Source organism: Pseudomonas sp. GW821-FHT09C09, assembly GCF_059418105.1.
The window spans coordinates 128,527-153,978 of sequence record NZ_JBWKPF010000007.1 but is presented as its reverse complement, the minus strand read 5'-3'; the positions used below and the strand labels follow the sequence as shown (position 1 = coordinate 153,978).

At 61.7% G+C, this 25,452-nt stretch carries 30 protein-coding genes and 1 pseudogene; 16 read left to right on the top strand and 15 right to left on the bottom strand.

All coding sequences use genetic code 11. From position 1 onward, the window contains the following. A pseudogene (locus AC07NR_RS21950) lies at positions 1–196 on the bottom strand (hypothetical protein); the annotation flags it as partial. 124 nt (positions 197–320) lie between these two features. Next, on the bottom strand, positions 321–887 hold the full coding sequence (locus AC07NR_RS21945; RefSeq protein ID WP_495079461.1) for a chorismate mutase: 567 nt from the start codon (positions 885–887) through the stop codon (positions 321–323). 128 nt (positions 888–1,015) lie between these two features. Here AC07NR_RS21945 and AC07NR_RS21940 point away from each other — a divergent pair, with 128 nt between their 5' ends. Continuing rightward, positions 1,016–2,371 carry an MATE family efflux transporter gene (locus AC07NR_RS21940; RefSeq protein ID WP_495079460.1) on the top strand — a complete coding sequence of 452 codons (1,356 nt, stop codon included), beginning with the start codon at positions 1,016–1,018 and terminating at the stop codon, positions 2,369–2,371. A 54-nt stretch (positions 2,372–2,425) separates the two neighbouring features. Here the strand turns inward: AC07NR_RS21940 and AC07NR_RS21935 are convergent, their stop codons facing one another. Continuing rightward, positions 2,426–3,856, bottom strand: a complete 1,431-nt coding sequence (locus AC07NR_RS21935) for an amidase (RefSeq protein WP_495079459.1) — start codon at positions 3,854–3,856, stop codon at positions 2,426–2,428. A gap of 120 nt (positions 3,857–3,976) precedes the next feature. On the opposite strand from AC07NR_RS21935, the gene AC07NR_RS21930 reads away from it, so the two are divergent. Together AC07NR_RS21930 and AC07NR_RS21925 are read left to right on the top strand one after the other, a co-directional pair. Continuing rightward, positions 3,977–4,882, top strand: a complete 906-nt coding sequence (locus AC07NR_RS21930; protein ID WP_495079458.1) for a LysR family transcriptional regulator — start codon at positions 3,977–3,979, stop codon at positions 4,880–4,882. A gap of 54 nt (positions 4,883–4,936) precedes the next feature. Then, positions 4,937–5,494, top strand: a complete 558-nt coding sequence (locus AC07NR_RS21925; RefSeq protein WP_495079457.1) for a YceI family protein — start codon at positions 4,937–4,939, stop codon at positions 5,492–5,494. A 6-nt stretch (positions 5,495–5,500) separates the two neighbouring features. Here the strand turns inward: AC07NR_RS21925 and AC07NR_RS21920 are convergent, their stop codons facing one another. Together AC07NR_RS21920 and AC07NR_RS21915 are read right to left on the bottom strand one after the other, a co-directional pair. Further along, positions 5,501–5,713 carry a YXWGXW repeat-containing protein gene (locus AC07NR_RS21920; protein ID WP_085732108.1) on the bottom strand — a complete coding sequence of 71 codons (213 nt, stop codon included), beginning with the start codon at positions 5,711–5,713 and terminating at the stop codon, positions 5,501–5,503. Between the two features lie 42 nt (positions 5,714–5,755). Further along, entirely contained in the window at positions 5,756–6,082 is a 327-nt protein-coding gene (locus tag AC07NR_RS21915; RefSeq protein ID WP_085711572.1) for a YXWGXW repeat-containing protein, read from the bottom strand. 184 nt (positions 6,083–6,266) lie between these two features. On the opposite strand from AC07NR_RS21915, the gene AC07NR_RS21910 reads away from it, so the two are divergent. Continuing rightward, positions 6,267–6,953 (top strand): GNAT family N-acetyltransferase, encoded by a 687-nt coding sequence (locus tag AC07NR_RS21910; RefSeq protein WP_134826263.1) that lies wholly within the window; start codon positions 6,267–6,269, stop codon positions 6,951–6,953. Between the two features lie 65 nt (positions 6,954–7,018). On the opposite strand, the gene AC07NR_RS21905 is transcribed toward AC07NR_RS21910, so the two are convergent. Continuing rightward, the gene (locus AC07NR_RS21905) at positions 7,019–7,459 is read right to left on the bottom strand and encodes a hotdog fold domain-containing protein (protein WP_495079456.1); all 441 of its coding nucleotides are present in this window, start codon (positions 7,457–7,459) and stop codon (positions 7,019–7,021) included. Between the two features lie 164 nt (positions 7,460–7,623). Between AC07NR_RS21905 and AC07NR_RS21900 the strand changes: the two genes are divergently transcribed. Further along, entirely contained in the window at positions 7,624–8,250 is a 627-nt protein-coding gene (locus tag AC07NR_RS21900) for a TetR/AcrR family transcriptional regulator (protein WP_248740765.1), read from the top strand. 183 nt (positions 8,251–8,433) lie between these two features. On the opposite strand, the gene AC07NR_RS21895 is transcribed toward AC07NR_RS21900, so the two are convergent. Then, on the bottom strand, positions 8,434–9,075 hold the full coding sequence (locus AC07NR_RS21895) for a TetR/AcrR family transcriptional regulator (RefSeq protein ID WP_495079455.1): 642 nt from the start codon (positions 9,073–9,075) through the stop codon (positions 8,434–8,436). A 100-nt stretch (positions 9,076–9,175) separates the two neighbouring features. On the opposite strand from AC07NR_RS21895, the gene AC07NR_RS21890 reads away from it, so the two are divergent. Further along, positions 9,176–9,760 (top strand): NAD(P)H-dependent oxidoreductase, encoded by a 585-nt coding sequence (locus AC07NR_RS21890; RefSeq protein WP_495079454.1) that lies wholly within the window; start codon positions 9,176–9,178, stop codon positions 9,758–9,760. Positions 9,761–9,869: 109 nt separating this feature from the next. Here AC07NR_RS21890 and AC07NR_RS21885 read toward each other — a convergent pair whose 3' ends face one another. After that, positions 9,870–10,988 carry a DmpA family aminopeptidase gene (locus tag AC07NR_RS21885; protein ID WP_495079453.1) on the bottom strand — a complete coding sequence of 373 codons (1,119 nt, stop codon included), beginning with the start codon at positions 10,986–10,988 and terminating at the stop codon, positions 9,870–9,872. Between the two features lie 27 nt (positions 10,989–11,015). After that, complete coding sequence (locus AC07NR_RS21880; RefSeq protein ID WP_495079452.1) at positions 11,016–12,119, bottom strand: polyamine ABC transporter substrate-binding protein; 1,104 nt, start codon at positions 12,117–12,119, stop codon at positions 11,016–11,018. A 112-nt stretch (positions 12,120–12,231) separates the two neighbouring features. Between AC07NR_RS21880 and AC07NR_RS21875 the strand changes: the two genes are divergently transcribed. Continuing rightward, the gene (locus tag AC07NR_RS21875) at positions 12,232–13,005 is read left to right on the top strand and encodes a helix-turn-helix transcriptional regulator (protein ID WP_495079451.1); all 774 of its coding nucleotides are present in this window, start codon (positions 12,232–12,234) and stop codon (positions 13,003–13,005) included. 5 nt (positions 13,006–13,010) lie between these two features. Here AC07NR_RS21875 and AC07NR_RS21870 read toward each other — a convergent pair whose 3' ends face one another. Then, positions 13,011–13,952, bottom strand: a complete 942-nt coding sequence (locus AC07NR_RS21870) for a class I SAM-dependent methyltransferase (RefSeq protein ID WP_495079450.1) — start codon at positions 13,950–13,952, stop codon at positions 13,011–13,013. Positions 13,953–14,139: 187 nt separating this feature from the next. On the opposite strand from AC07NR_RS21870, the gene AC07NR_RS21865 reads away from it, so the two are divergent. Together AC07NR_RS21865 and AC07NR_RS21860 are read left to right on the top strand one after the other, a co-directional pair. After that, on the top strand, positions 14,140–14,553 hold the full coding sequence (locus AC07NR_RS21865) for a response regulator (RefSeq protein WP_085711565.1): 414 nt from the start codon (positions 14,140–14,142) through the stop codon (positions 14,551–14,553). Between the two features lie 63 nt (positions 14,554–14,616). After that, positions 14,617–15,285, top strand: coding sequence for an HAD-IA family hydrolase (locus AC07NR_RS21860; protein WP_495079449.1), 669 nt, complete (start codon positions 14,617–14,619; stop codon positions 15,283–15,285). Here AC07NR_RS21860 and AC07NR_RS21855 read toward each other — a convergent pair. After that, positions 15,279–15,938, bottom strand: coding sequence for a methyltransferase family protein (locus AC07NR_RS21855; protein ID WP_114883923.1), 660 nt, complete (start codon positions 15,936–15,938; stop codon positions 15,279–15,281). The two genes, AC07NR_RS21860 and AC07NR_RS21855, sit on opposite strands and share 7 nt — an antisense overlap. A gap of 164 nt (positions 15,939–16,102) precedes the next feature. On the opposite strand from AC07NR_RS21855, the gene AC07NR_RS21850 reads away from it, so the two are divergent. Next, positions 16,103–17,020, top strand: a complete 918-nt coding sequence (locus AC07NR_RS21850) for a pyridoxal-phosphate dependent enzyme (RefSeq protein ID WP_495079448.1) — start codon at positions 16,103–16,105, stop codon at positions 17,018–17,020. Positions 17,021–17,033: 13 nt separating this feature from the next. On the opposite strand, the gene AC07NR_RS21845 is transcribed toward AC07NR_RS21850, so the two are convergent. Continuing rightward, a complete protein-coding gene (locus AC07NR_RS21845) occupies positions 17,034–17,930 on the bottom strand; it encodes a LysR substrate-binding domain-containing protein (protein WP_495079447.1) in 897 nt (298 codons plus the stop codon). 113 nt (positions 17,931–18,043) lie between these two features. Here AC07NR_RS21845 and AC07NR_RS21840 point away from each other — a divergent pair, with 113 nt between their 5' ends. The 3 genes from AC07NR_RS21840 to AC07NR_RS21830 are packed head-to-tail and all read left to right on the top strand — an operon-like array spanning position 18,044 to position 20,295. Beyond that, the gene (locus AC07NR_RS21840) at positions 18,044–19,066 is read left to right on the top strand and encodes an aldo/keto reductase (protein WP_495079446.1); all 1,023 of its coding nucleotides are present in this window, start codon (positions 18,044–18,046) and stop codon (positions 19,064–19,066) included. Continuing rightward, positions 19,063–19,860: an SDR family NAD(P)-dependent oxidoreductase gene (locus AC07NR_RS21835; RefSeq protein WP_248740774.1), complete on the top strand. Its 798-nt coding sequence runs from the start codon at positions 19,063–19,065 to the stop codon at positions 19,858–19,860. The genes AC07NR_RS21840 and AC07NR_RS21835 overlap by 4 nt, the downstream gene beginning before the upstream one ends. A gap of 24 nt (positions 19,861–19,884) precedes the next feature. After that, positions 19,885–20,295 (top strand): SRPBCC family protein, encoded by a 411-nt coding sequence (locus AC07NR_RS21830; protein WP_423203784.1) that lies wholly within the window; start codon positions 19,885–19,887, stop codon positions 20,293–20,295. A gap of 123 nt (positions 20,296–20,418) precedes the next feature. Here the strand turns inward: AC07NR_RS21830 and AC07NR_RS21825 are convergent, their stop codons facing one another. After that, a complete protein-coding gene (locus AC07NR_RS21825; RefSeq protein ID WP_114883917.1) occupies positions 20,419–21,813 on the bottom strand; it encodes a sensor histidine kinase in 1,395 nt (464 codons plus the stop codon). Next, positions 21,791–22,474, bottom strand: coding sequence for a response regulator transcription factor (locus tag AC07NR_RS21820; protein ID WP_085711556.1), 684 nt, complete (start codon positions 22,472–22,474; stop codon positions 21,791–21,793). Before AC07NR_RS21820 ends, AC07NR_RS21825 begins: the two co-directional genes overlap by 23 nt. Positions 22,475–22,677: 203 nt before the next feature. On the opposite strand from AC07NR_RS21820, the gene AC07NR_RS21815 reads away from it, so the two are divergent. The 3 genes from AC07NR_RS21815 (at position 22,678) to AC07NR_RS21805 (ending at position 24,772) form a co-directional block, all read left to right on the top strand. Beyond that, positions 22,678–22,986 (top strand): YdcA family protein, encoded by a 309-nt coding sequence (locus AC07NR_RS21815; protein WP_371320932.1) that lies wholly within the window; start codon positions 22,678–22,680, stop codon positions 22,984–22,986. A 190-nt stretch (positions 22,987–23,176) separates the two neighbouring features. After that, the gene (locus AC07NR_RS21810) at positions 23,177–24,115 is read left to right on the top strand and encodes a hypothetical protein (RefSeq protein WP_423203783.1); all 939 of its coding nucleotides are present in this window, start codon (positions 23,177–23,179) and stop codon (positions 24,113–24,115) included. A gap of 300 nt (positions 24,116–24,415) precedes the next feature. Beyond that, positions 24,416–24,772 (top strand): glyoxalase superfamily protein, encoded by a 357-nt coding sequence (locus AC07NR_RS21805; protein ID WP_495079445.1) that lies wholly within the window; start codon positions 24,416–24,418, stop codon positions 24,770–24,772. Between the two features lie 35 nt (positions 24,773–24,807). Here the strand turns inward: AC07NR_RS21805 and AC07NR_RS21800 are convergent, their stop codons facing one another. Then, a complete protein-coding gene (locus tag AC07NR_RS21800; protein WP_085711553.1) occupies positions 24,808–25,425 on the bottom strand; it encodes a class I SAM-dependent methyltransferase in 618 nt (205 codons plus the stop codon). Positions 25,426–25,452: the final 27 nt, after the last annotated feature.

Here is a 25,452-nt window from a genome sequence, read left to right as displayed (position 1 = left end):
GACGTTCTTGCAGACGATCCGAACCACCTTCAGCTACGCGACGTTCTTGCAGACGATCCGAGCCACCTTCGGCAACACGCTGTTCGATCAATCGATCCGAACCGCCTTCGGCGATCATGGTGTGAGCGGGTTTGGCTGCAAAAGCGTTGACTGCGAGAACCGAGAAAGCGATGCCGAGAAGGATTTGGCGTTTCATGATCGTGTGCTCCGGGGTGTTGTTTGGTTTGTATGGAGCAGATGTTACGCCCGGGATTTTTTATGAGAACTTCATTGGCGTGATGGTGACTATCGACGCCAGCGATGGATGCGTGGGCCCCGATTCACGGGGCTGTTGCCCGAATACATAGTTCGCCGGTGGCGCGGATCAGGGCCAGCTCATGCAACGTATCGTGAGTCAGACCGCTGCGCGCCTTGGCCAGCCACGCCATGCAGTCAGGATCGTGGCGATAGGGCGTGAAGTCGGCGTATTGCAGCAGCAGTCGGGTTTGCAGCTCATCCAGGCGCGGACGAATCTGTTTGCCCAAGTCCGGACGCGGCGTGTCCGGCGCAGCACCGGCCGCCTGCCACTTCGCGAGCAAACCGTATTGCACCAGTTTGTTGGCTTCCATTTGCGCGGCGATCAATTGCGCCACGTCTTCCGGATCGAGTTTGCGTTCGGTGGCCAGCGTCCGGGCGTTGGCGATGACCTGGGCTTCGCGGGGACTGTCCTGGATCGGCTTGCCGCTGTCCCATTTGGTCAGGGCGACGAGGTCGCCGATGTTCAAGCGTTCATTCAGGGTACTCAGCAGGCTTTGCAGCGCTTCAGGCGCTGGCGCCGGGGCGGCGTTGGCTGTCGTCGCCAGAACGGCAAAAAGGGCAGAGGTCAGCAGGGTCGAGACGCGGGACATGGGTTCGGTTCACTTCCATTTTGGACAGGTCGTGGAGATTACGAAGTTTTAATGCAAAGGGGTACGACCTGAACGGCTGTGCATACCTTAGACTCTCCCACATTGCCTCCTCCCGAGACGGACTCTCAATGCAAACCCCCGCGCAAAACCCCCTCTGGAAAACCTACCTGCTGTTCCTCGCTCCGATGGTGCTGTCGAACTTCCTGCAATCCATGTCGGGCACGGTCAACAGCATCTACATCGGCCAGATGCTTGGCACTCAGGCGCTGGCGGCGGTGTCGGGGATGTTTCCGATCATCTTTTTCTTTATCGCGCTGGTCATCGGTCTGGGGGCCGGGGCAGGGGTGTTGATCGGTCAGGCGTGGGGCGCGCGTGAGTCGCATATGGTGAAGGCGATTGCCGGGGCGACGCTGTTGCTGGGGGTGTTGATCGGGCTGGTCGCGGCGGTGTTTGGCAGTGTGTTTGCGCGTCAGGCGTTGCAGGGGTTGGGCACGCCGGCGGACGTGCTGGATGACGCGGTTTCCTACGCCCGGGTGATGATGTGGACCTTGCCGTTTGTGCTGGTGTACGTGCTGTTCACTCAGCTGTTGCGCGGGGTGAGCGACACGCTGTCGCCGATGCTCGCTCTGCTTTTGTCGACCGTTGTCGGTCTGGCGCTGACCCCGGCGTTCATTCGCGGCTGGTTCGGCTTGCCGCAACTGGGCATTCAGAGCGCGGCGTTCGCCGGTCTGGCCGGTACGCTGGCGGCGATGGCGTGGCTGGCGTGGAGCCTGATCCGCAAAGGCCATCCGCTGGCGCCGGATCGCGAGTTCTTTGCGTCGTTGCGTCTGGACGGCGAGATTCTCGGCAAGGTGTTGCGCATCGGCCTGCCGACCGGGGTGCAGATGATCGTGTTGTCGCTGTCGGAGATGGTGATCCTGGCACTGGTCAACCAGCACGGTTCCCAGGCGACGGCGGCCTATGGCGCGGTGACGCAGATCGTCAACTACGTGCAGTTTCCGGCGCTGTCGATTGCGATCACCGCGTCGATCCTCGGTGCCCAGGCGATTGGTGCGGGGCGGCTGGAACGGATGGGCCCGATTCTGCGCACCGGGTTGTGGATCAACGTGTGCCTGACCGGTGGTTTGATCGTGCTCGGGTACCTGCTGTCGCACTGGCTGCTGGGGCTGTTCCTCACCGAAGACTCGACCCGGGCCATGGCCGAGCACCTGCTGCACATCATGCTGTGGAGCCTGTTGATCTTCGGCTTCCAGGCGATCATCGGCGGCATCATGCGCGCCAGCGGCACCGTGCTGGTGCCCGTGGCCATCGCGATCATTTGCGTGGTCGGCGTGCAGTTGCCGGCGGCATACTGGCTGGACGGGCAGTTTGGTTTGCAGGGCGTGTGGATGGCGTTTCCGGTGGCGTACCTGGGGATGCTGGTACTGCAGACGCTGTATTACAAACTGGTCTGGCAGCATCAGAAGATCGAGCGGCTGGTGTAGGACTGACCGTCAGAAAACGCAGGGCCGTTCCCGGAGGAACGGCCCTTTTTGTTTTCAGCGGCCAGCGTGAATCAGCGGCCGCTGGTGATGCCACGGCAACGCCCGCTCCAGTTGCGCGGCCAGACGCAACAGAACATCGTCAGCCCCGAAGCGTGCCGCCAGTTGCACACCGATCGGCAGGCCGCTGTGTGAAATTCCCAATGGCAGGGAGATGGCCGGTGTTCCCGCAACGTTGAACACCGGGGTGAAGGGCGAATGCTCGAACACTCGCGCCGTCCATTGCAGACCATCCAGTCTGTCGGCGTCTCGATTGTAGAGGCCGATGGCTTGCGGCAGTTGCGGCAGGGTCGGGGTCAGCAGGATGTCGATGGACTCGAACCACGCGGCCACTTGCCGGGCGACGCTGTTGCGCACTTCCAGCGCGGCGGCGAAATCCGTACCGCGCGATTGTTGACCGAAGGCATAGCAGGCGAGGGTGGCTGGTTCCAAGGTGTTGCGATCGACTGGCCGCCGGGTCGCAGCGGCGAGATGGTCGATCCAGCGCACCAGACTCGCACACCAGATGTGCGCGTTGGCCTCGACGAACGCGTCCCACGACAGGCCGAGCGGCGCCCGCACGGTTTCAACCTGATGGCCGAGGGATTCAAGCTCACGGGCAACACGGGCCGTGGCATCACTGATCTCGGGATCGACGCTGGCCCCGTTCCACGGAGCATCGAGCAAACCGATACGCAACCGTCCAGGATCGCGGCCAACCTGAGCCAGAAAACCTTCGGCCGGTGCCGCCGTGTAATAAGGATCTCCCGGCGCACAGCCCTGCACCACATCCATCAGCGCCGCGCTGTCGCGCACCGTCCGCGACAGGCCCAATTGCACGCCGAGCCCGGCGAACACTTCATCCATCAATGGCCCGTGAGAGCTGCGGCCGCGCGTCGGCTTGAGGCCCACCAGCCCGTTGAAAGCGGCCGGAACGCGGATCGATCCTGCCGCGTCGGTGGCATGGGCGATCGGCACGATACCCGCTGCGACCGCCGCACCGGCGCCACCGCTTGAGCCTCCGGCGGAGAGTTGCGGGTTCCACGGGTTGCGGGTCGGGCCTTGCAGGAGGGAGTCGGTTTCGGTGCTGAACGCCATTTCCGGGGTGGTGGTTCGGCCCAGGGTGATGAGCCCGGCGGCGTTGAAGCGCTGCATCAGCGTGGAATCACTTTGCGCGACCAGGCCTTGGGCAAGTCGGCTGCCCAGTTCATTGCGTCGTCCGGCTGCGGTGATCGCCAGGTCCTTGATCAGAAACGGCACCCCGGCCAAGGGGCCGCTGCCCGTGGTCGCGGTCGGTGTCCAATGCTCGATGACGGCGTTGATCGATGGGTTGACCTGCTGTATCGCTTCGATGGCCAGAGCGGTCAGCTCTTTGGCGTGGACTTCGCCTGAGGCAACCAGTTGCGCGAGGCCGATGCCGTCATGTTCGGCGTATTCGTTGAGGTTCATGGGTAGCACTCCGAAAGGGAGCACCGATATTAGGTCGCAGGGTCTCAGCTGATTAGCCCATAATCGCGGCATGGAATGTGCCATGGGTAGCACAGTTGATTGTTCTCAGGCAGGCCCGAAATGATCCGTGACTTGAACGACACGCTGGTGTTTGTCTGCGTGGTGCGCCTCGGCAGTTTCACCGCAGCCGCCCATGCGTTGCAGATTCCGAAAACCACGGTCAGCCGCCGGGTGCGCGAGCTGGAGCAGGCCATTGGTGTGCAACTGCTGCGTCGCACCACCCGCCAGTTGAGCCTGACCGAGGCCGGGGCGGTGTATTACGAGCAGTGCAAATCCATCGCCGAGACGCTCGAGCACGCCGAACGGGCGGTGCATCAATTGCGTGACGGGCCCCGTGGCTGGTTGCGGGTGACGGTGCCGTTTTCATTCGGGGTGAGCTGGTTTGCGCCGCTGCTGGCGGGGTTTCGTCAGGCGTATCCGGAGATTCGTCTGGAGATTCTGGCCTCTCATGTGCCGATGGATCTGGTGGGCGAGGAGATCGACGTTGCACTGCGGCTGGGAGCTTTGCCGGACTCGAGTCTGATCGCCCGCAAACTCGCGAGCTTTCCCACCGGTATTTACGCGGCCCCGCAATACCTGGCGTGCCACCAAACGCCACAAGCCCCGGAAGAATTGCTTCACCATCAGACGTTGACGCTGCATCAGGCCCGGCGCGATGTCGGTTATGTCTGGCCATTGCGTCGGGAAGGGGGGCGACTGAGAGACTATCGTGTCGAACCCGCCATCCTGGCCAACGACCCGGCGCTGTTGCACGACGCGTTGCTCGCCGGCGAGGGGCTGAGCCTGGCGATGGACCAGAGCATGCAAGCGGATGTGCAGGCCGGACGCCTGATCCGGGTTTTGCCGGAGTGGATCGGCCCGCCGCAGGATCTCAACGCGGTCACGGCTCGCGAACATCTGCCATCGCCCAAGGTGACGGCGTTGATCGGATACCTGAAAGCGCATATGCCGGACGGAGTGGCGTAAGCGGCGGTTGTTTGCTTAAGTCAATCGAGGCCCACCGAGGCGCCGGAGCATCCCATGTCGATTCGATTGTTGTTGGCTGCCGTGTGTTGCCTGATCGTCATGCAGACGGCGCAGGCGGTGGAGTACACCCGGGTCAATACCGCCGCCAGCCAGATCAGCTTCACCTACAACCAGATGGGCTCGCGAATGTACGGCACGTTCGGCAAGTTCGACGCGACGCTGGACTTCGACACTGCCAATCTGAGCAACGCCCGCACCACATTGCACATTGACCTCACGAGCATCGATGCCGGCAGCGAAGACGCCAATACCGAACTGGTGAAGCCGGCGTGGTTCGACACACAAAAGTTTCCGACGGCAGTGTTCGAATCGACCGGTTTCAGCCGGGTCGATGACAACCATTACCTGGTGGCCGGCCGGCTCACCCTCAAAGGCATCACTCATGAAGTACAGGTGCCGGTGCATCTGAAACCGGATAACAGCATCGGCATCTTCGACGGTGAACTGGTACTCAAGCGCGATGCCTTCGGCCTCGGTGCCGGCGAGTGGGCCGACACCGTGGTTTCGAACGACATCGCGATCAAGTTCAAGGTCGTTGCGCCGGCCCAGTGACCGGACTCAATACGCCCGCCAGTGCCCCGGCACCCAGCGCCATTGGTTGCCGGCCCAGCGGTAGTGCCCGGCGACCCAGTGATAGCCCGGTGCAGGCATCGCCGGAACCACTTCGACGATCGGTGGTGGCCGATGCGGGCGCGCCGGTTCGACGACACAGCCCGACAGGGTGATTGCCACCAGCGTGGCGGTGATCAAGGTTTTTATGGTTTTCGACATGGTGATGTTCCTGGTGGGTAACGTTGGCAGACGGTTGCGCGATCAACGCACCCAATGGCCTTCAATCCAGTACCAGTTCGGCCCGCGCGCCTGCCAGTGGCCGGGTTCCCAGCGTGCGCCGCGGTGACGCACCGGCTGCCAGTGACCGGGCATCCAGACATAACCCCGGCCTTCCCAGCGCCAGTGGCCGCGATCCCAGGCATAACCTGCCCGTGGACCGGGCATCGGTTCCATGCGCATCGGTGGCGGTGCTTCGCGGATGATCATTTCGGGTTGGGCAAACACGGGGGAACTGGCCAGCGCGGCCAGCGTCACGGGCACCAGCAGCAGGGCTTTTCGCCATTTCAACAGGGAACGCAGAACGTTCATGACAACTCCTCAGGGCCTGCGTCGGGAAAGTGAACGCAGCTGAAGAATTGGACGCCAAACGGGCGAAAAGTCCGCTCACCGGCAGATGAAATTTTTGTCAGGCTTGCACAGGGTATGATGTCGCGGTTCGCCGGACGCTCAACCCGCCCGGCAACCTGTGTTTTACCGCCGGAGTTCACCCGCCATGCCCCGCATCACCCACTACAAATCCCCGTGCCCCGAAGGCGTCAACAGCCAGATCCTGCAAATGGTGGTCGACTACCTGACCGACATCAGCGCGATCGGTCTCGGCCCGAGCAACCTGCTGTACAACGTCTATCAGTACGCGGTCGGCTACGAGGTGCATTTGTATCTTGAGGCGCTGAACGGCGAGAAGGGCACCGAAGTGGAACTGCTGGTGGCCACCGACGACGATGATCCGGAACAGGTAATCGGCTTCTTGTTGTACTTGCCGGTGCAGGGCGATTGGGAGGCGTGCAATGTGGCCTATCTGGCGGTCGATCAGCAGCATCGCCGCCAGGGCGTGGCCCGTGCGTTGATTGCTGACATGGTTGCGCGTTACCCCCATGCCGAACTGACGTGCAGCGTAGGTAAAGTCCCGTATTTCGAAGCGCTGGGCTTTGAAGTGCTGGGCCAGTTGGAGACTCAAGTGCTGATGAGCACCCGGCATTACCGCAGCAACGGTTTGCGCGGGTTTATCGACACCACGCCGATCTACCGTTCCCTGGAAGTGCAGCAGATCCACACCTATCTGCTGCAGAAGCACGGCAAACGGGCGATGGTCGATGCCGAGAAGCAGCGTGACCGGCACCTGGATCAAGTCACCCGTCACACCGAAGAGTTTGTCCGCCAGCGCCTGACCGTGCACTGATCCGGCCAACGGCAAAAAGCCCTTGTTGCGATGACCGCAGCAAGGGCTTTTTTGTGCCCGTGATTTCAGGACAGCTTCACGTTCATGGTGATTCGCGCCGTGAACACCTTCTTGCCCTCGGCGTCGTGGATGTCCACCGGCACGATCTTGTCGCCTTCGGTCTGCCAGTCCAGCTCTTCGCCGTTGGCCACGGCTGTGACATCGGATTTGGCCTTGGCCAGGTACTCGACGGTCATGCCCTTGGGAATCCAGCGGGCGCCGGCGGGAATCGACACATCGGTCATCATCCCGGCCGCCAGTTCAGCGGCGTTGCACATGGCAATAGCGTGTACGGTGCCGAGATGGTTGGTGATCTCGCGGCGGAACGGCACCTGCACCGTCGCCGAGCCGGCGCGCAGCTCGCTGACCAACGGATTGATGCTGCTGAAATACGGCGCGACCTGGCAGGCCATCTGGCTGAACGCTTGGGGCCCGGCGCTGGTGAACATGCTGAGAAACTGACTCATGGTGAAGCCTCGCGATTAGGGGAATTTACAGAATTATGTTCCGTTACAGAATATTGTTCTGTAACGGAACGGTATTCTGTCCGTGGGAAATCTGTCAACCTAGGCGCGTTTCGATCACCGGCACGGGCGTGCCTTTCAACCGGATTTACAAGGCCTTCAACCCCATGGACACCGCAGATCTACTCGAGCGCAGCTACCCCGGCCGCCGGGCCGAACTCAAGCGCGACATCTTTCGCCAGGCCTTGCGCCTGTTCAACGAACAGGGGATCGAGGCCACCACCATCGAAATGATCCGTGCCGAGTGCGACACCAGTGTCGGTGCGATCTACCACCACTTCGGCAACAAGGAAGGGCTGGTGGCCGCGTTGTTTTTCACTGCGCTGGAAGATCAGGCGCGCTTGCGTGACGCCTATCTGGCCGAGGCGACAACGACCGAGGAGGGCGTGCAGGCATTGGTCTACAGCTATGTGGACTGGGTGGAAAACCAGCCGGAATGGGCGCGGTTCCAATATCACGCGCGTTATGCCGTGACCCGGGGGCCGCACAAGGACGAACTCGCCGACCGTAACCGGACGCGCAACCAAGGTCTGCGCACCTGGCTGAGCGAATCCGGACGCGCCGCCGAACTCAATGAATGCCCGGCCGAATTGCTGCCGTCACTGATCGTCGGCCAGGCCGACAGCTATTGCCGCGCGTGGTTGTCGGGAAGAGTGCAGGGCAGTCCGAAGGCTTATCGCGAGTTGCTGGCGCAGGCCACGTGGCGCTCGATCCGCCGCGAACCGGAACGCTGATTTTCAGAGACAAAAAAAGAGCCTCAAGACTCTTTGATGGGGAGGAAGTAGAGCCCGTGAGGCTCAAGATGCGCGTGAAACAAGGTGCGGGCTTGGTTGGGGTTCAGGGCACCCGCACCTACGCAGCGGTTTGGCGAACCAAGCGGCTGCGTATCTCCATCCTAGGAAGGTGCACGGGCGGTCTCAAGTACCGTCAGTCACTTGCTTTGCGGCGCTGGCGGCGGCCCTTTCGACCATCGCGGAGATGGTTGCAAACAACTCGTCGCGGGCCTGCGCCGCACTGATTTCGTCGGTAGCCGCTGCTTGAGACAACGCCTCGGCGGCACCGAGCATGGCGCGCAGTCCCGCTTGGGTGATGTCGCCACCGTCAGCGAACGGCGACAGCACACGGCGGCATTTTTCCAGGAATATAGCCTCGTATTCGCGCTTGATCTTCTCCAGCTCCGGCGTGCTCGCCAGCGCGGCGATCACCCCGGGAATCTCGTTGCCCTGGGTCAGCACACAATCGACATACGCCGTGGCGATCACCGAGGCGGTGCCGCTCAACGTCGCCTCGCAATTGCCTAGCGCAACATCCATCAGCGCGGTCTGGCGCCTGTCGAAATCCTGATACAGCGCCGCCAGCAAACCGGCGCGGGTGGTGAAGTGGTCGTAGACCACCGGTTTGGTTACGCCGGCCTTTTCCGCCAGATAACCCAGAGTCAGGGCATCGGTGCCTTCTTCGCGAATCAATTGCCAGGCCATGTCGAGCAACTGGCGCTGACGGTCTTCCCGGGACAGGCGTCGGCGGGGTTGAACGGATTCGGGGATTTCAGTGGTTGACATTGCTTATATACCAAACGTAACTTACTGAAGGTAACTTACCAAGAGTAGCTTGCGAACAGCATATAGCCCCTGATGAACATTCACCACCCGGAGACTTCCCATGCACGCATTGATTGTTGTGGCTCATGACGATCCCCGTTCGCTGACTCATGCACTGGCGCAGAAAATCGCCAAAGGCCTGTCGGAGAACGATCCGTCCAACACCTTCGAAATCGCTGACCTGCACGCCGAGGAATTCGATCCGCGTTTTGGCGTGGCCGACTGGGCGGTGCATCACCGTGAATCCGCACCACCGGCGGATGTGCTGGCCGAGCAGGCACGCATCGACCGCGCCGATGCGCTGGTGTTGGTGTATCCGGTGTTCTGGTGGTCGATGCCGGCGCAGCTCAAGGGCTGGATCGACCGGGTGTTCAGCAATGGTTGGGCGTTTGATTTCGACGGCGATTCGACCCTGAAGAAACTCGGACGCCTGCGCGTGCATCTGGTCGCACTCGGCGGGGCCGATGCACGGACCTACGAACGCCACGGCTACGGCGCGGCGATGAAGGCGCAGATCGACCACGGCATTTTTGATTATTGCGGGGCGACGGTGGCCGGCTCGGCATTGTTGCTGGAGTCCGAGTTGCGCGACCCTGCGGTGCAACTGCAGGCGGCGCGCGAACTCGGACTTGGGTTGTTCCGCTGACCCCCTGTGGGAGCGAGCTTGCTCGCGATTGCGATCTGCCAGTCAAGACATGTGTTGAATGACACACCGCCATCGCGAGCGGGCTCGCTCCCACAGTGGGGCTACGGTGTCAGCGAGCGCCCGGCCAGCCGGCTTTTTCGAGAGCGGCGAGCAGGGTGGCGGCATCCAGCCCCGGCACCGAGTGCCCGTTGCCTTCGGTGCTGTCGCTGGCAAGCAGGGCGTTGATGATCGCTTCTTCAACCGCCTCGGTCGCCGCCAGAAACAACTCGCTGATGTGGTCGTTGTTGACCATCCGCAAGCCGTCACAGGTCGACGCGCCTTTGCCTTCATAGGCGGCGGGCGGGATGTGGCCGTTGCCGGTGGCGAAGGCGATGAAAATGTCGCCGCTGTGGTCTTCGTTACCGCCGCCGGTACGCGCCAGACCGAGGCTCGCCCGTTGCGCCAGTCGCGTGCATTGATGCGGCAACAGCGGCGCATCGGTGGCCAGGCACACCACGATCGAACCCATGCCCGGATGCGGCAACGAAGCGCGCAGGAACGGCGAATCCACCTGTTCCATATAGCGTCCGACCGGGTAGCCGTCGACCCGCAGTTCGCTGCGAATCCCATGGTTGGCCTGAACGATGGCGCCCACCGTCCAGCCACCCTGAGCCTTGCTCAATCGGCGCGATGCGCTGCCGATCCCGCCTTTGAATTCATGGCAGATCATGCCGCTGCCACCACCCACTGCGCCTTCCTGTACCGGGCCGTCAACGGCATTGCTGATCGCTTCTGCCACATGTTTGGGTTTCACATGAAAGCCGTTGATGTCGTTGAGCAAACCATCGAAGGTTTCCAGCACCACCGGCATGTTCCAGTAGAGACGACCGTCGTCCGGTTGCTGCGCGCGATCCAGTTTGATCAAGGCATCGCGCACCACGCCGAGGCTGTGGGTGTTGGTGAAGGCGATCGGACTGGTCAGCAGGCCGGCTTCGCGAATCCATTCCAGCCCTGTCGCATCACCGTTGCCGTTGAGTACGTGAACGCCGGCAAAACACGGTTGTGCATTGGTCGAACCTGCGCGCGGCTCGATCAGGGTGACGCCAGTGCAGATGTCGCGTCCGGCGGCGCTTTGCCCCCGCACGTTGCTGTGGCCAACCCGCACGCCGGGTACGTCGGTGATGGCGTTGAGCGGGCCGGGTTGCAGCTGTCCGATGCGGATGTCGAGGTCGCGGGCACGTGGTTTCATCGTGTTCTCTTCTCTGTTCGTTGTTGATTATTGGCCGTTCTTGACCTTGCTCCAGACCCGCGTGCGCACCCGTTCGGTGGCTTTGGGCAGGGGCTCGAGGGTGAACAGCGTGGCCATCGCCGTGGCGGACGGGTACACCGCCGGGTTGTCGCGGGTGGCTTCGGCGACCAGCGCGGTGGCGGCGCGATTGCCATTGGGGTAGGACAGGTGATCGCTGACCGGCGCAATCACCTCGGGCCGCAGCAGGTAGTCGATGAACGCCAGGCCCTGGGTCGGATGCGGCGCGTCCTTGAGCAGCACCAGCGTGTCGAACCAAACCGGCGCGCCTTCCTTCGGCAGGCTGTACTGGATCTTCACGCCGTTGCCGGCCTGCTCGGCGTTGGTCTTGGCTTCGAGCATCGCGCCGGACCAGCCGACCGCCACGCAGATGTTGCCGTTGGACAGATCGCTGATGAATTTCGAGGAGTTGAAGTAGGCGATGTGCGGGCGCAATTTCAGCAGCAGCGCTTCGGCTTTCTGATAGTCCTCGGCGTTGGTGCTGTTGGGCGGCAGGCCGAGATAGTGCAGCGCGACCGGGAGCATTTCCGATGGTGAATCGAGCATCGCCACGCCGCATTCGCCGAGCTTGGCGAGGTTCTCCTCCTTGAACACCAGATCCCAGGAATCCACCGGCGCCTTGTCGCCCAGCACGGCGCGCACCTTGTCGACGTTGTAGCCGATGCCGTTGGTGCCCCATAGGTAGGGAACGGCGTATTGATTGCCGGGATCGTTGTTGGCCAGTTTGTTCAGCAGATCATTGTCGAGATTCTTCCAGCCCGGCAGTTGATTGCGGGGCAGCGGGGCGAGGGCGCCAGCCTTGATCAGGGTCGGCAGACTGAAGTTGCTCGCCACCACCACGTCGTAGCCGCTGTGGCTGGTCATCAGTTTGCCTTCCAGCACTTCGGCGCTGTCGAAGGTGTCGTAGACCGGCTCGATGCCGCTGTCGCGCTTGAAATCATGCAGGGTGTTCGGGCCGATGTAGTCGTACCAGTTGTAGACATGCACGCTCGGCGCATCGGCCGCTTGAACGGTCAAAGCGACGGACACGACGCCCGCCAGGCCCAGGTTGATATACCCACGATGACAACGCATGATGCGGCACTCCTGGCCTGTTGGCAGGCCGGTGATGAACAGGAGTGGTCAGCCTATCGGGCAGGCCATGCCAGACCCATTCCCATCATGGGTTACTCCAAAGGGGTAGAGCGTGGACGCGTTGTTGCAGGAATTGCCGGTGCATCAGAGCCTGTCGCGGGTGTTCGCCACGGTCGGTCAGGACGGTTTCTGGCGGGCGCTGGTCGATACGGTGCGGCTGCTGGTGCCGCTGGACAATGCGCTGGTGGCGGTGATGCAGGCGGGGCGGCCGCCGCAATTGCTGATCGACTTCGACAGCCAGGGTCGCGCCGACGAGCAGGAAGAACTGGCCGGTTACTGCGCCGGCATGTACCTGCTCGATCCGTTCTATCAGGCCGCCGTCGCCGGGATCGCCGACGGTTTGCACAGTCTCGCAGCCGTGGCGCCGGACCAGTTTCTGCACAGCGAGTACTACCTGAGCTACTTCCGTTCGGTGGTCGGGGCGGATGAGCTGCAATTCATGGTGAACCTCGACGGCGGCGTGCTGGGGTTGTCGATGGGCCGGGCGACGGCGTTCAGTTTGCAGGAGCAGGGGCGCCTGCTGTGCGTGCGGGACTGGGTGTTGTCAGCGATGCGTCGACATGTGCAGTTGATGCCGCCGCAAGGCGCGGCCGTCGAGGCGCCGGTTGGCGATCTGGCGACGCTGCTGGACCGTTTCGACGCGCGGCTGACCGTGCGCGAAATCGACACGGCGCGCCTGATTCTCCAGGGCTTCTCGAGCAAAGCCATCGCCCAGCACATGAATATTTCGCCGGAGACGGTGAAGGTTCATCGGCGCAACCTCTATCACAAGCTCAACGTCACCGGGCATGGTGAGTTGTTTGCGCTGGTGTTGCGCCCGCGTTGACGGGGTCAGCCGATCTGCTTGAACAGCAGCGCCTTCAGGCCGCTTTCCGGGTCGATATCCGGAAACTCCGGCGGGTTTTCCAGCCGCTGTTCGAAACGCAGGCTCGGCGCCTCCTGGGTCACGCCGTCGATCAGGAAGTTCGAACCGAACGAAGGATCGTTCATGCACGCCAGCACCGTGCCTTGCGCCGTCAGCAGTTCCGGCAGGCGGCGCAGCACGCGCTGGTAATCCTTGGTCAGCAGGAAGCTGCCTTTCTGGAATGACGGCGGGTCGATGATCACCAGATCATAGGGGCCGCTGTTGATCACCTTGCCCCAGGACTTGAACAGGTCGTGGCCGAGAAAACTTACCTTGCTCAGGTCATGCCCGTTCAAACGGTGATTGTCGCGGCCCCGGCTCAGCGCCGCGCGGGACATGTCGAGGTTGACCACATGGCTGGCACCGCCCTCGATGGCCGCCACCGAAAAACCGCAGGTGTAGGCGAACAGGTTCAGCACCCGTTTGCCGGCAGACTGCTCGCGCACCCAGTTGCGGCCGTAACGCATGTCGAGGAACAGTCCGGCGTTCTGCTTGCGGCCCAGATCCACGCGGTATTTCAGCCCGCCCTCGACGATGGTCATCTCGTCGATTTCTTCCCCCTGCAGCCATTCGGCGGTGCTTTGCGGCAGGTAGCGGTGCTGGATCAGCAGGGTATGGGCGCCGGACTGCTGCCATTGCTCCGAATGAGTGATCTCCAGCAACAGACGCTTGAGGTCTTCCAGCTGCGAAGCCTCGGGCTCCTTGAACAGCGACACCAGTACCACGCCTTGCAGCCAGTCCACGGTGACTTGCTCCAGCCCCGGCCAGCAGCGTCCACGACCATGGAACAGGCGTCGGGTTTCGGCCGGGGCCGAAGTCAGCGCGGTAAGCAGGTGGGCGTGGAGAACGGCGAGGGCTTGAGGGTTCATCAATCGGGATCGGCCAGCAAAAGGGCGGGCATTTTAACCACAAATACGCCGTGGCGATGGCCCGCCGAGCGACGTTATCGAAAAGACCTGTATCAAAAATGAATTTATGTACAAGGCGCTGCTCATACCAGATAAGCAGCGGGATCATGCCGCTAAATCGTTCATGCAATTCAGGGAGTGCCAGTTCATGTGTCCAATTCCGACGTCGAGCGCGCACCTTCCTGGCGGGTTGATTCTGGTAGTGGAAGACGATCCGTTGATTCTGGAGTTTCTGTGCGAAATTCTTCAGGAGGAAGGTTTCAAGGTCGAGCCGCAGACCAGTGCCGATGCGGCGTCGCAGTACCTGGAAGAGCACGCGCCGGAAGTCGCGCTGCTGCTCACCGACATCACCATGCCCGGCACCCTCAACGGCGCAGACCTGGCCAATTTGGTGGGCGAGCGCTGGCCGGAAAAACCGGTGATGGTCATGTCCGGCTATGAAACGCCGGAAACCTCCGGCGTTCGCCATCCGGTGGCGTTCATCAAGAAGCCCTGGGCCATCGGCCAGTTGCTCGATTGCGTGGACGGCGCGTTCAAATCCAAGGCGCCGCGTCTGCACTGAAGCCTGCGGCAGATGCTACATTGCCGGGCACATTTGCCCGGCTCTGCCTAAGGATGCGATCCCTTGTCTGCTCAAGATGCTGTTTTCAATCGCGCGTTCGGCGCGTTCCTGTTCGACATGGACGGCACCGTCCTCAACTCCATCGCCGCCGCCGAGCGGATCTGGGCGGCCTGGGCCGAGCGCCACGGGGTGAACGTCGAAACGTTTCTGCCAACCATCCACGGCGTGCGCGCCATCGACACCATCACGCGTCTGAACCTGCCGGGGGTGGACGCTGAGACGCAAGCGGCTTTCATCACCGAAGCGGAAATCGAAGACGTTGAAGGCATTGTCGAGATTCCGGGTGCGGCGGCGTTTCTCAAGTCGTTGCCGGCAAATCAGTGGGCCATGGTGACTTCGGCGCCACGGGACCTGGCGTTGCGGCGGATGGCGGCGGCGGGGATTCCCGAGCCGGCGGTGATGATCACGGCCGAAGACGTGACGGCAGGTAAACCTGACCCGGCTGGCTATAAACTGGCCGCGAAACGTCTGGGACTGGAACCGGCCGATTGCCTGATATTCGAAGACGCGACTGTCGGTATTCAGGCCGCTGAGGCAGCCGGTGCGCCGTTGATGATCATCACGTCGACCCACCAGCATCCGATCGAGACTCCGCACGCGACCATCGCCAGCTACCGCGAGGTTGCGCTGAGTATCGACAGCGACGGCCAGTTGCGTCTGCAACCTCAGTAAACGCCCGGCAACAACCGCCAGCTGCGCGCGCAATAGGCGTCGTATTCGGCGCCGAACTGGGTGCGTAGCAAGGCTTCCTCTGAGTGGATACGGGCGATCAGCGGGATCAGCGTGAGCGCCGCCAGCAGGATCCCGACCACTGAACGAAATGCCAGGGCCCAGCCCAGTGCATTGACGACCAGCCCCAGATAGCTGGGATTGCGCAGGCGTGTGTAGATGCCGTCGGTTACCAGACGGTGCCCCGGCTGAATCGCCACCAGGCCGCTGAACCGATGCCCCAGCACAAATACCGGCCACAGCCGCAACGCCCCACCGGCAATGAACAGCAACGCCCCCAGCCAACGGGTGCCTTCGCTGCCTACGGTCCAGAAACCGATACGGTCGCAATAAGCCGGCAGAAAGCCACTGACCAGTCCGATCACGCCGAACGCCGGAAGCACCCAGCGATTGGCCCGGTCCTCGCGCTCGCCGGAACTGAGGTTCACTTCGCTGAACAAGGACACCACCACCATCACCAGCGTCGCCAGGGCCACGACCACCAGTGATCCGTGGGAGAAGAACACCGCCACGCCACCGATGCCCCACATCGCCAGGCCCAGATAGGCGAGGGTGGCGAGCACCGCGACCACGGTCATTTGCGCTGACATTTTCATAGGCACCTCACGGCTGTTCCGTTCAGTGTAGATCCCGGCACGATCCCCGGCGTTTACCGTTCAGGGAACAGGGTGGACTAAGCTTCAGACAGGGACGTTTCGCTTTCATCCGTCCACGCTCCGACGCAGCGGTCGCCCGGACGTGGCCTCAACAGGAGCCCGCCATGCTACACATCCGCACGCCGTTGATCCTCCATCCGACCCTGTCGACCACCTCCCGGCGTATCTGGTTGAAACTGGAAAACCTGCAACCCAGCGGCTCTTTCAAACTGCGGGGCATGGGGTTGTTGTGCAGTCAGGCGGCGGCGCAGGGCAAACGCAAAGTCGTCTGCCCGTCCGGCGGCAATGCCGGCCTGGCTACAGCGGTGGCGGCGGCCAGCCTGGGCCTGCAAGCCTGCATCGTGGTGCCGCACACCACCCCCGAAGCGACCCGCGCGCGGATTCGCCGCACCGGTGCCGAAGTCATCGTCCATGGCAAGGTCTGGGACGAAGCCAACCAGCGGGCGCGGGAGCTGGCCAGCGCGGCAGACACCGAATACGTCCCGGCCTTCGACCACCCGGTGTTGTGGGAGGGGCACAGCACCATGATCGATGAGATCCTCGAAGACTGCCCGCAGGTCGACACCGTGGTCACCTCGGTCGGCGGCGGGGGATTGCTCGCAGGGATGCTAACCGGATTGCTGCGTCACGACCGCCGCGACTGCCGGATCATCGCCTGCGAAACCCGGGGCGCCGCCTCGTTCGCCGCCGCCGTCGAGGCCGGCCACCCGGTGCGCCTGAGCAAGATCGACACCGTCGCCACCTCCCTGGGCGCTGCGCAGGTGGCGAAGTGGCCGGTGCAGCACATCGGCGAGTTCGATCACGAATGCCTGGTGCTGTCCGATGACGACGCGATCATGGGCGTGGTGCGTTACGCCAGTGATTTGCGGCAACTGGTGGAGCCGGCGTGCGGGGTGTCGCTGGCGGTGGCTTATCTTGATCATCCCGCGCTCGAGGGGGCTCGGGATGTGGTGATTGTGGTGTGTGGCGGGGTGAGCATCAGTGCGCAGTTGGTGGCGGGGTGGGCGCGGTTGGGCGTTTGAACCGCGCCTTTAGTCACGCGCCCGAGATGTCCGGCCCCGTCAGCATCGTCCTGAATATCTCCACCAGCGGCCGCAAATTGACCCGATGCCAAGCCGCCCACAACGGCGTGGTAAACGCCAGCCACGGCACCTCCCGCAACACCACACCCGGCGGGGCGTTGTGGCTCAGGCCTTTCTGGATCATTGCAATCCCCAGCCCCGAAGCCACCAACCCCAGCGCGGTAAACGGCTCGGTGGCCTGCATGCGCACATCCGGGGTGAAGCCGGCACGCAGGCAGGCGCTGAGGAAGTCGTCGCACGCATCCTGACGCGGTTGCACGCCGATCCATTCCTGAGTGGCCAGATCCTCCGGGCTCAGCGAAGCCTGAGTTGCCAGCGGATGCTGCTCAGGCAGCGCCAGCAGCATCGGGTCGTCCAATACCTGAAAACCCAGCAGATCCGGATCGTCCACCGCCGGCGGCTCACTGACCAGTGCAATGTCGAGGCTGCGCTGACGCAGGCCTTCAAGCTGTTCGGCGGAGTTGAGGTTGTACAGCGCGACATGCACGTTCGGCCGATCCCCCCGCAGCACGCGCAAGGCATTGGGCAGGACGCCCGCGTGCATGGCGTTCTCGATGTAGCCGATGCACAAGCCACCTTCTTCGCCCCGGCCCAGGCGCTTGCCGAGGGATTCCAGGCGATTGGCGTGGGTCAGCAGGGCGCGGGTTTCGGCGAGGAACGTCTGGCCGTCGCGAGTCAGGCGGATGCGCTGTTGGCTACGTTCGAACAGGGTCAGGCCCAAACGCTCTTCGAGCTGGGCGATCTGCCGGCTCAGGGGCGACTGGGAAATATGCAGGCGCTCGGCCGCGCGGCCGACGTGCTCTTCCTCGGCGACGACCACGAAGTAGCGCAATTGGCGGAAATCGATCATGTAAGACCTTTAGGGACTCAAGTGCTGCGCATTATGTCTTGGACGGTCTGAGTGTCGCAATCTAGGATCTGCTCAACGGTCAACCACGACCCAGACACTACGAGGAAATCCCCATGAGTTTGAAAGACAAACTGCCCGGCCAACTGGGCTTCGGCACCGCGCCACTGGGCAACATGTTCCGCGCCATTCCTGAAGAAGAAGCCCAGGCCACCGTGCATGCGGCGTGGGATGCCGGCGTGCGTTATTTCGACACCGCGCCGTTCTACGGCTCGGGCCTGTCGGAAATCCGCCTCGGCGAAGCACTGTCCCGCTACAAGCGCGACGACTATGTGCTCAGCACCAAGGTCGGCCGGGTCATTCTCGATGAAGTCGAAGACGCCGCCGCCCGTGATCTGGGCGAAAAGAGCGGGGTGTTCGAACACGGTCGCCCGAACAAGATCGTCAACGATTACAGCGCCGACGCCACGTTGCGCTCGATCGAAGACAGCCTCGAACGCCTGAAAACCGATCGCCTCGATATCGTCTGGGTCCACGACATCGCTCAGGATTTCTACGGCGATCAATGGCTGGAGTACTTCAATCAGGCCCGCACCGGCGCCTTCAAAGTCCTGACCCGTCTGCGCGAAGAAGGCGTGATCAAGGGCTGGGGACTGGGCGTGAACAAGGTCGAACCGTGCGAACTGACCCTTGATCTGACCGAAGCGCAGCCCGACGGTTTTCTGCTGGCCGGCCGCTACACTCTTCTCGACCACGAGCGGGCCCTGCAGCGCCTGATGGATTCGGCGCGGGCACAGAATGTTGAAATCGTCGTCGGTGGCCCTTATAGCTCGGGGATTCTGGCCGGTGGCGCGCACTTCGAGTACCAGAAGGCCAGCCCTGAGATCGTTGCCAAGGTCGAGCAGATCAAACGTATCGCGGCGGCCCATGGTGTGGATGTAAAAGCAGCGGCGCTGCAATTCTCCCTGGCCAATCCGGCAGTGGCGGCGGTGATTCCCGGCGCGAGCAAACCCGGGCGGATCGCCGAAGACGTGGCGGCGCTGTCGGCGGTGATTCCTGCCGGTTTCTGGCAGGCCATGCGTGAAGCGAAACTGGTGTCCGAACGTGCACCATTACCTATCGACGAGGTGAAAGCATGAAGATCGATCTGAGCGGAAAACTGGCGATTGTCAGCGGTAGCACGGCGGGTATCGGTTTGGGCATCAGCCAGTCGCTGGCCGAGGCAGGCGCCACGGTGGTGGTGATCGGTCGCGACTCGGCCAAGGTCGAACAGGCACTGGCGAGCATCCGCGACAAAGTGCCGGGCGCGAAACTGCGCGGTCTGACGGCGGATCTGGGCACGGCCGAAGGCGCGCAGAAACTGTTCGCCGCCGAACCGAAAGCCGACATCCTGGTGAACAACCTCGGGATCTACAACGCTGTGGATTTCTTCGATGCGCCCGATGATGAATGGACGCGCTTCTATGAAATCAACGTGATTTCCGGCGTGCGACTGTCGCGGCATTACGTGCCGGCCATGGTCGAGCAGGGCTGGGGCCGGGTGATTTTCCTGTCCTCGGAATCCGGTGTGGCGACCCCGGCCGACATGATCAACTACGGCGTGACCAAAAGCGCCAACCTCGCGGTGTCCCATGGCCTGGCCAAACGGCTGGCCGGCACTGGTGTCACGGTCAATGCAATCCTGCCGGGTCCGACCTTCACCGACGGCGTCGAAGAGATGCTCAAGGATGCCGCCGCCGAATCCGGTCGCAGCCTGCGGGACGAAGCCGACGCGTTTGTGCGCCGGGCCCGTCCGACCTCGATCATCCAGCGCGTGGCCAATGTCGAAGAAGTCGCGCACCTGGTGACCTACATCGCTTCACCGCTGTCCTCGGCCACCACCGGCGCCGCACTGCGCGTCGACGGCGGCGTGGTCGACAGCCTGGCAATCTGAATTTTTTGAGAGAGACATTTATTTATGGCAACAGCATCAGCATTCATCGACATCCCGGCCTCGGCCGACCAAGTCTGGCAATTGATCGGCGGCTTCAACACGCTGCCGGACTGGCTGCCGTTCATTCCCAAGAGTGAACTGAGCGAGGGCGGGCGCGTGCGCAGCCTGCAAACTGCCGACGGCGGGGTTGTGGTCGAGCGCCTGGAAAGCTTCGATAACGCCGGCAAGACCTACAGCTATTCGATCCTGCAGGCACCGTTTCCGGCCACGGATTATCTGGCGACGATTCGCGTGGAAGCCCAGGGCCAGGGCGCGAAGGTGACGTGGTCGGGACGCTTCACCGCCAAGGGCGTGAGCGACGAGGAAGTGGTGGCGCTGTTCAGCGGCATCTATCAGGGTGGTCTCGAAGCGCTGCGGGCCAATTACCCGGCCTGAGTCTCTGCAAGCCCCCCTGTGGGAGCTAGCCTGCTAGCGATAGCGGTCCATCATTCAACTATTGATTGACTGACACACCGTTATCGCCAGCAGGCTGGCTCCCGCACGGGGAGCATATGAGGTTCAGGACTGTGAAATCAGACTTTGCCGACAATCCAGCACCAGTTTCGCCCCGCCCAGATCGCTGCGACCCACCTCAAGACTGAACCCGTGCAGGCTGACAATCGCTGCAACGATCGACAGTCCCAGCCCGAAACCGCTTTGCGGTTGCCCACCCTCTGCACGATAGAAACGCTGGAACACCGCTTCCCGTTCCGACTCGGGAATGCCGGGGCCGGAATCGTGCACTTCGATCCGTGTATGCCCCGCATCATTCACTCCACGCAAAATCACCGTGCCGCCCGGCGGGGTGAACTTGATCGAGTTGCTCAGCAGGTTGGCCAGCGCTTCGAACAACAGCGCCCGGTCACCATTGAGCATCGGCAGGGTTTCCGGCATGTTCAGTTCGAAACGCAGTTCGTCCTCTTCGGCCAGCGGCAGGTAGAACTCATGCAGCTCCTGCAGCAGCCGCACCGGATCGAGCTCCACGAAGCCGGAACGGCGCTGGCGATCTTCCAGTTCGGAAATCCTCAGCAAACCCCGAAAACGCGCCATCAGCGTATCCGCCTCGGCCAATACCAGATCCAGTTGCGCGGCCTCCGGCGAGCCTTCGCCGGCCTGCTGCTGCATGCGATACAACTGCGCCCGCAGGCGCGTCAGCGGGGTGCGCAGGTCGTGGGCGATGTTGTCGCACACGCCTTTGACTTCGTTCATCAGACGCTCGATGCGATCGAGCATGGCATTGACGATGGCGGCGAGCATGTCCAGTTCGTCGCGGCGATTGGACACGGGCAAGCGATGAGTCAGGTCACCGGCAACGATTGACTGGGCACTGGCCTGAATCGCTCGTATGCGCCGCAACGGCCGGCGCCGCAGCAAATGCCAGCCGATGATCCCCGGCACAATCGTCAGCGAAACACCCCAGAGCAGAGCGCGCAGAATGATCCGGGTCACGGCGAACAGCGAACCGTTGTCGCGCACCAGCACCAGCCAGCGACCGTCGCGGGTCGGGGTGGCGACCGCATCGCAGCTGTCGGCGGGCAGGGTCGGGTCGTCGGATTCGGAGCAGTCGCGCAGCTCGTGGATCTTGCCGTCCAGCGGCAGGCCGGCGGGCATCTGCTGCAAGGCCCCGCCGAGATAGGTGTGGTCGGCGGCGAACAGGCCGTAGGCATCGATGCCGCGAATGTCGAAGGTCATACTGGCGGCGAGGGCGTCTTCCAGTTGCTCACCGCGAAAATGCGAGAACAGATGCTGACGCTGCATCAGCGAATGCTTGGCCAGGTTGTCGAGGTAGCCGGACACCTCGAAATACATGACCCCCATGAGGATCCCGCTCCAGGCCACGAACAACGAACTGTAAAGCGCCAGCAACCGGCTGCTGGAGGAACGCCAACCGTCAGACGGGTTCGGCAATGACATAACCCGAGCCTCGCACCGTGCGGATCAGCGGGACGTTGCCCGGCGGGTCGATCTTCTTGCGCAGACGACCGATGTGCACGTCGATCAGGTTGGTGCCCGGGTCGAAGTGATAGCCCCAGACTTCCTCGAAAATCATCATCCGCGACAGGATCTGGCCGCTGTTGCGCATCAGGAATTCCAGCAGTTTGTATTCGGTCGGCAGTAGCGTCAGCACCTGCTCGGCGCGGCTGGCTTCGTGGCTGATCAGGTCCAGTTCCAGGTCTGCCACACGCAGGGTGGTGGGCTGGGTGCCGCCGTTGTTCTGGCGGCGCAGCAACACTTCGACCCGGGCCGCCATCTCATCGGTGGCGAAGGGTTTGGTCAGGTAATCGTCACCGCCGGCGCGCAGGCCGCGTACGCGTTCGTCGACATCGGACAGGGCACTGATCATCAGGATCGGCGTGGACACACCCATGGTGCGCAGGGTGGTGACGATGGCCAGGCCATCGAGCTCGGGCAGCATGCGGTCGAGGGTAATCAGGTCGTAATTGCCGCTGACGGCGCGGTCGAGGCCTTCGCGGCCGTTGTCGACCCAATCCACGTCGAGGCCGTGGCTGCTCAGTTCGGCGACGATTTCCCGGGCGGTCACGGCGTCGTCTTCGATGGTCAGGATGCGAGTCATGGTGGGCCTGCTGATCGGTTCAAACGGAATGGCAGCATTTTGCCAAGATTTTGCAATAACGCTTTAAATTAACTTTCATGTTGTAGTTGATACAAACGCAAAAGACCCGTCGTGGTTACCGATTTATTTCCTGAAACATTGATATCATCTGGCCACATTTTCGAGGGAGAGATTCCGTGGGCAAGTTGATTCGCGGTGGCTGGATGCCGATGGCCGGGATACTTCTGGCGCTGTTCAGTGCTTCGGCATTGGCCGCCAACACCCCGTGTTCCGGGAAGAAAGGGGGCATCGATCGCTGCGATGGCGATCTGTTTCTGTGCAATGACGGCTCCATCAGCGGTTCGAAAAAAAGCTGCGCCGCCATGTTCGGCATCCGTGAACAGGCACGGCCCCAGCAGTTTCTGCAAAGCAATGACGGCTGCGATTGTGGCACCGGTTCGTTCTGCACCGGGCCACGCGGCGGCGTGTATTGCCTGACGCCCAGCGGCAAGAAGAGCTACAAACGCAAGTAAACGGTTTGTGCCAATGCATAAAACCCGCTGCTCTCGAGCCTTTGTTGCAAATTGCATGGTCCCGGGAAATTCATTCTTTTTAACTAATTGAATTACAACGATTTATTTAATGTTGGCGACTGGCACGGTCACTGCAATTCATCTGCTGACGAGTTGTAACACCATTTTTCATGCCGGGAGCAGAACAACAATGAATAGATCCTCTGATGGGTTTTATCCTGCCTTCGAAGGCGAGTCGAGCAACGTCTCAGGGGTGTCCTGGGGCGCGATCTTCGCCGGGGCCGCAGCCGCTGCGGCACTGTCGATGATTCTGGTGCTGCTCGGTTTCGGTCTGGGCTTCTCCGCTGTTTCACCGTGGGCCGGGGAGGGCGTCAGCGCCAAGGGCCTGGGCATTTCGACGATTGTCTGGCTGGCCGCTACACAAATCATTGCTTCCGGCCTGGGTGGCTACATTGCCGGTCGCCTGCGGGTGAAGTGGGCGAACATGCACGGTGACGAGGTGTATTTTCGCGACACCGCCCACGGCTTCCTCGCCTGGTGCGTGGCAACGCTGGTGACCGCGACTCTGGTGGTCGGCTCGGTCAGCAGCATCGTCAGTGGTGGTGTGCAGGCCGGTGCGAGTGTCGCCGGTGGTGCCGCCAGTGCCATGACTCAGGCCGCCGGCACGGCTGCGGCCAACACCAGCAGCGACCAGTACGGTTACTTCGTCGACAGCCTGTTCCGCGATGATCGTCCCGCTGCTGTCAGCGACGACGCCGCCCGTGGCACCGTGACCCGGATCTTCGCCCAGAGCCTGGCCAACGGTCAGCTCAGCCCTGAGGATCGTACCTACCTTGCGCAACTGGTCGCGCAACGTACCAACCTGACCCAGGCCGACGCCGAACGTCGTGTCGATGAAATCTACGCTCGTACGCAAAAGGCGATTGCCGACGCCAAGGTCAAGGCTCAACAAGCCGCTGACACCGCCGCCAAAGTCGCTGCCTGGACCTCGCTGTGGATGTTCATCGCGCTGCTGGCCGGTGCGTTCTTCGCCAGCCTGTCGGCCACCTTCGGCGGTCGCCGCCGGGATGCTGTCGAGTACGTCGAAGTCGACACCTACACCACGACCACTGTGCCCCCAGTCCGTTAATCAAGGAGCATCACCATGCGCTCATTACTGCTGTTTTTCCTCGGCGTGCCAATCCCGATCATTATTCTGATTGCGTTGTTCGTGCACTGATCCTTAACGAGTTATCGATACGGATACGCATAAAACCAGTCAATAAAAAATTGACTGGTTTTATGCTGTCTGGTGGGCAGGATATTGTTTTGAATGATAGTGGCCTTGATGGTTCTGCGCGGGTTGTTGAACCGCCATTCAAAGCGCTTGACCGTGTGAACTTGCAATTGTATTTTCAGCCGGGTTTTCAACTGACTCGGTGGCGTAAGCATGGAGCTTTCAACCGCAATTCCAATCTTCAAGATATCGTCTGAAAAGTTGGCGCGTGAGTATTACCTGGATCGCCTGGGTTTTTCGATGGATTGGGAACATCGACGCAATGATTATCCTGCTTACCTTCAGGTCAGCAAGGGAGATTTAATTATTCATTTGACAGAGCATGAAGGTGATGCGGAGCCAGGCACGACAATTCTGGTATCGGTCAGCGATATCGAGAGTCTTTACAGTGAGTTGAGGCGTGGTTTGCCCAGCAGCAAGTTTTCAATTCTAAAAGCCGGCAAGAATCACGTTCTGGAAATAGATGATCCGTTTGGCAACCACATCCGTTTTGTCAGTCCGTCACGCTAAAAAATAAAACGCTGCAGCCTGGGCTGCAGCGTTTTTTATTTAAGGACTTTCCTGGCGACAAAAACAGCCCTGCGGTTATGGACGGATGCCAGCGAATAAGTGACGTGAAAAGTAGTAAGCAGTTTGCTGGTGGCCTCGATGTGAGATTGCACCCACGCGTAATCTTCAATGCATTCAAAGATCAGCACGCCATTGTCACTGCACAAGTCCCAGGCTTTTTTGAACAAGTCAGCAAATGAGCGGTTGTCCTTGTCCGAATAACCAAATCCGATTCCGGCCCACACCACGCACGGGTATTGCGGAAGTTTGGCTGATTCACTGCGTATATCCCCCACGCTGAACGTTGTCCGTTCGTAATCACCATAGTGGGCAATGGCATCCTTGATTGCATTTTCGGAAATATCGATACCGTGGTAAGAGCGGTTTCGATTGATGGCGCCTCGCAAGCCACCTACATAACACCCTATATCGAGTACGCCGGCGCAATCATATTGCTCGACAAGTCCCGAGATGACCGAATACCGGGTCGCCAGTGTGGCATCGGACAAATAGCCGTAGGCCCCGCTGGTATGGGCTTCGTCCTGGCGCTCCGGGTCCGCCGTGAGCGCCTCGCGCTCGTCTTCCGATAGCGTCTCTTTCTCTGTGGTGCTCATTACCTTCTCCTTGGTTGTTTACACGAA

Coding starts and splice junctions, on each gene's coding strand:
- AC07NR_RS21945 (WP_495079461.1), bottom strand. CDS start 887: ATGTCCCGCGTCTCGACCCTGCTGACCTCTGCCCTTTTTGCCGTTCTG.
- AC07NR_RS21940 (WP_495079460.1), top strand. CDS start 1,016: ATGCAAACCCCCGCGCAAAACCCCCTCTGGAAAACCTACCTGCTGTTC.
- AC07NR_RS21935 (WP_495079459.1), bottom strand. CDS start 3,856: ATGAACCTCAACGAATACGCCGAACATGACGGCATCGGCCTCGCGCAA.
- AC07NR_RS21930 (WP_495079458.1), top strand. CDS start 3,977: ATGATCCGTGACTTGAACGACACGCTGGTGTTTGTCTGCGTGGTGCGC.
- AC07NR_RS21925 (WP_495079457.1), top strand. CDS start 4,937: ATGTCGATTCGATTGTTGTTGGCTGCCGTGTGTTGCCTGATCGTCATG.
- AC07NR_RS21920 (WP_085732108.1), bottom strand. CDS start 5,713: ATGTCGAAAACCATAAAAACCTTGATCACCGCCACGCTGGTGGCAATC.
- AC07NR_RS21915 (WP_085711572.1), bottom strand. CDS start 6,082: ATGAACGTTCTGCGTTCCCTGTTGAAATGGCGAAAAGCCCTGCTGCTG.
- AC07NR_RS21910 (WP_134826263.1), top strand. CDS start 6,267: ATGCCCCGCATCACCCACTACAAATCCCCGTGCCCCGAAGGCGTCAAC.
- AC07NR_RS21905 (WP_495079456.1), bottom strand. CDS start 7,459: ATGAGTCAGTTTCTCAGCATGTTCACCAGCGCCGGGCCCCAAGCGTTC.
- AC07NR_RS21900 (WP_248740765.1), top strand. CDS start 7,624: ATGGACACCGCAGATCTACTCGAGCGCAGCTACCCCGGCCGCCGGGCC.
- AC07NR_RS21895 (WP_495079455.1), bottom strand. CDS start 9,075: ATGTCAACCACTGAAATCCCCGAATCCGTTCAACCCCGCCGACGCCTG.
- AC07NR_RS21890 (WP_495079454.1), top strand. CDS start 9,176: ATGCACGCATTGATTGTTGTGGCTCATGACGATCCCCGTTCGCTGACT.
- AC07NR_RS21885 (WP_495079453.1), bottom strand. CDS start 10,988: ATGAAACCACGTGCCCGCGACCTCGACATCCGCATCGGACAGCTGCAA.
- AC07NR_RS21880 (WP_495079452.1), bottom strand. CDS start 12,119: ATGCGTTGTCATCGTGGGTATATCAACCTGGGCCTGGCGGGCGTCGTG.
- AC07NR_RS21870 (WP_495079450.1), bottom strand. CDS start 13,952: ATGAACCCTCAAGCCCTCGCCGTTCTCCACGCCCACCTGCTTACCGCG.
- AC07NR_RS21865 (WP_085711565.1), top strand. CDS start 14,140: ATGTGTCCAATTCCGACGTCGAGCGCGCACCTTCCTGGCGGGTTGATT.
- AC07NR_RS21855 (WP_114883923.1), bottom strand. CDS start 15,938: ATGAAAATGTCAGCGCAAATGACCGTGGTCGCGGTGCTCGCCACCCTC.
- AC07NR_RS21850 (WP_495079448.1), top strand. CDS start 16,103: ATGCTACACATCCGCACGCCGTTGATCCTCCATCCGACCCTGTCGACC.
- AC07NR_RS21845 (WP_495079447.1), bottom strand. CDS start 17,930: ATGATCGATTTCCGCCAATTGCGCTACTTCGTGGTCGTCGCCGAGGAA.
- AC07NR_RS21840 (WP_495079446.1), top strand. CDS start 18,044: ATGAGTTTGAAAGACAAACTGCCCGGCCAACTGGGCTTCGGCACCGCG.
- AC07NR_RS21835 (WP_248740774.1), top strand. CDS start 19,063: ATGAAGATCGATCTGAGCGGAAAACTGGCGATTGTCAGCGGTAGCACG.
- AC07NR_RS21830 (WP_423203784.1), top strand. CDS start 19,885: ATGGCAACAGCATCAGCATTCATCGACATCCCGGCCTCGGCCGACCAA.
- AC07NR_RS21825 (WP_114883917.1), bottom strand. CDS start 21,813: ATGTCATTGCCGAACCCGTCTGACGGTTGGCGTTCCTCCAGCAGCCGG.
- AC07NR_RS21820 (WP_085711556.1), bottom strand. CDS start 22,474: ATGACTCGCATCCTGACCATCGAAGACGACGCCGTGACCGCCCGGGAA.
- AC07NR_RS21815 (WP_371320932.1), top strand. CDS start 22,678: ATGCCGATGGCCGGGATACTTCTGGCGCTGTTCAGTGCTTCGGCATTG.
- AC07NR_RS21810 (WP_423203783.1), top strand. CDS start 23,177: ATGAATAGATCCTCTGATGGGTTTTATCCTGCCTTCGAAGGCGAGTCG.
- AC07NR_RS21805 (WP_495079445.1), top strand. CDS start 24,416: ATGGAGCTTTCAACCGCAATTCCAATCTTCAAGATATCGTCTGAAAAG.
- AC07NR_RS21800 (WP_085711553.1), bottom strand. CDS start 25,425: ATGAGCACCACAGAGAAAGAGACGCTATCGGAAGACGAGCGCGAGGCG.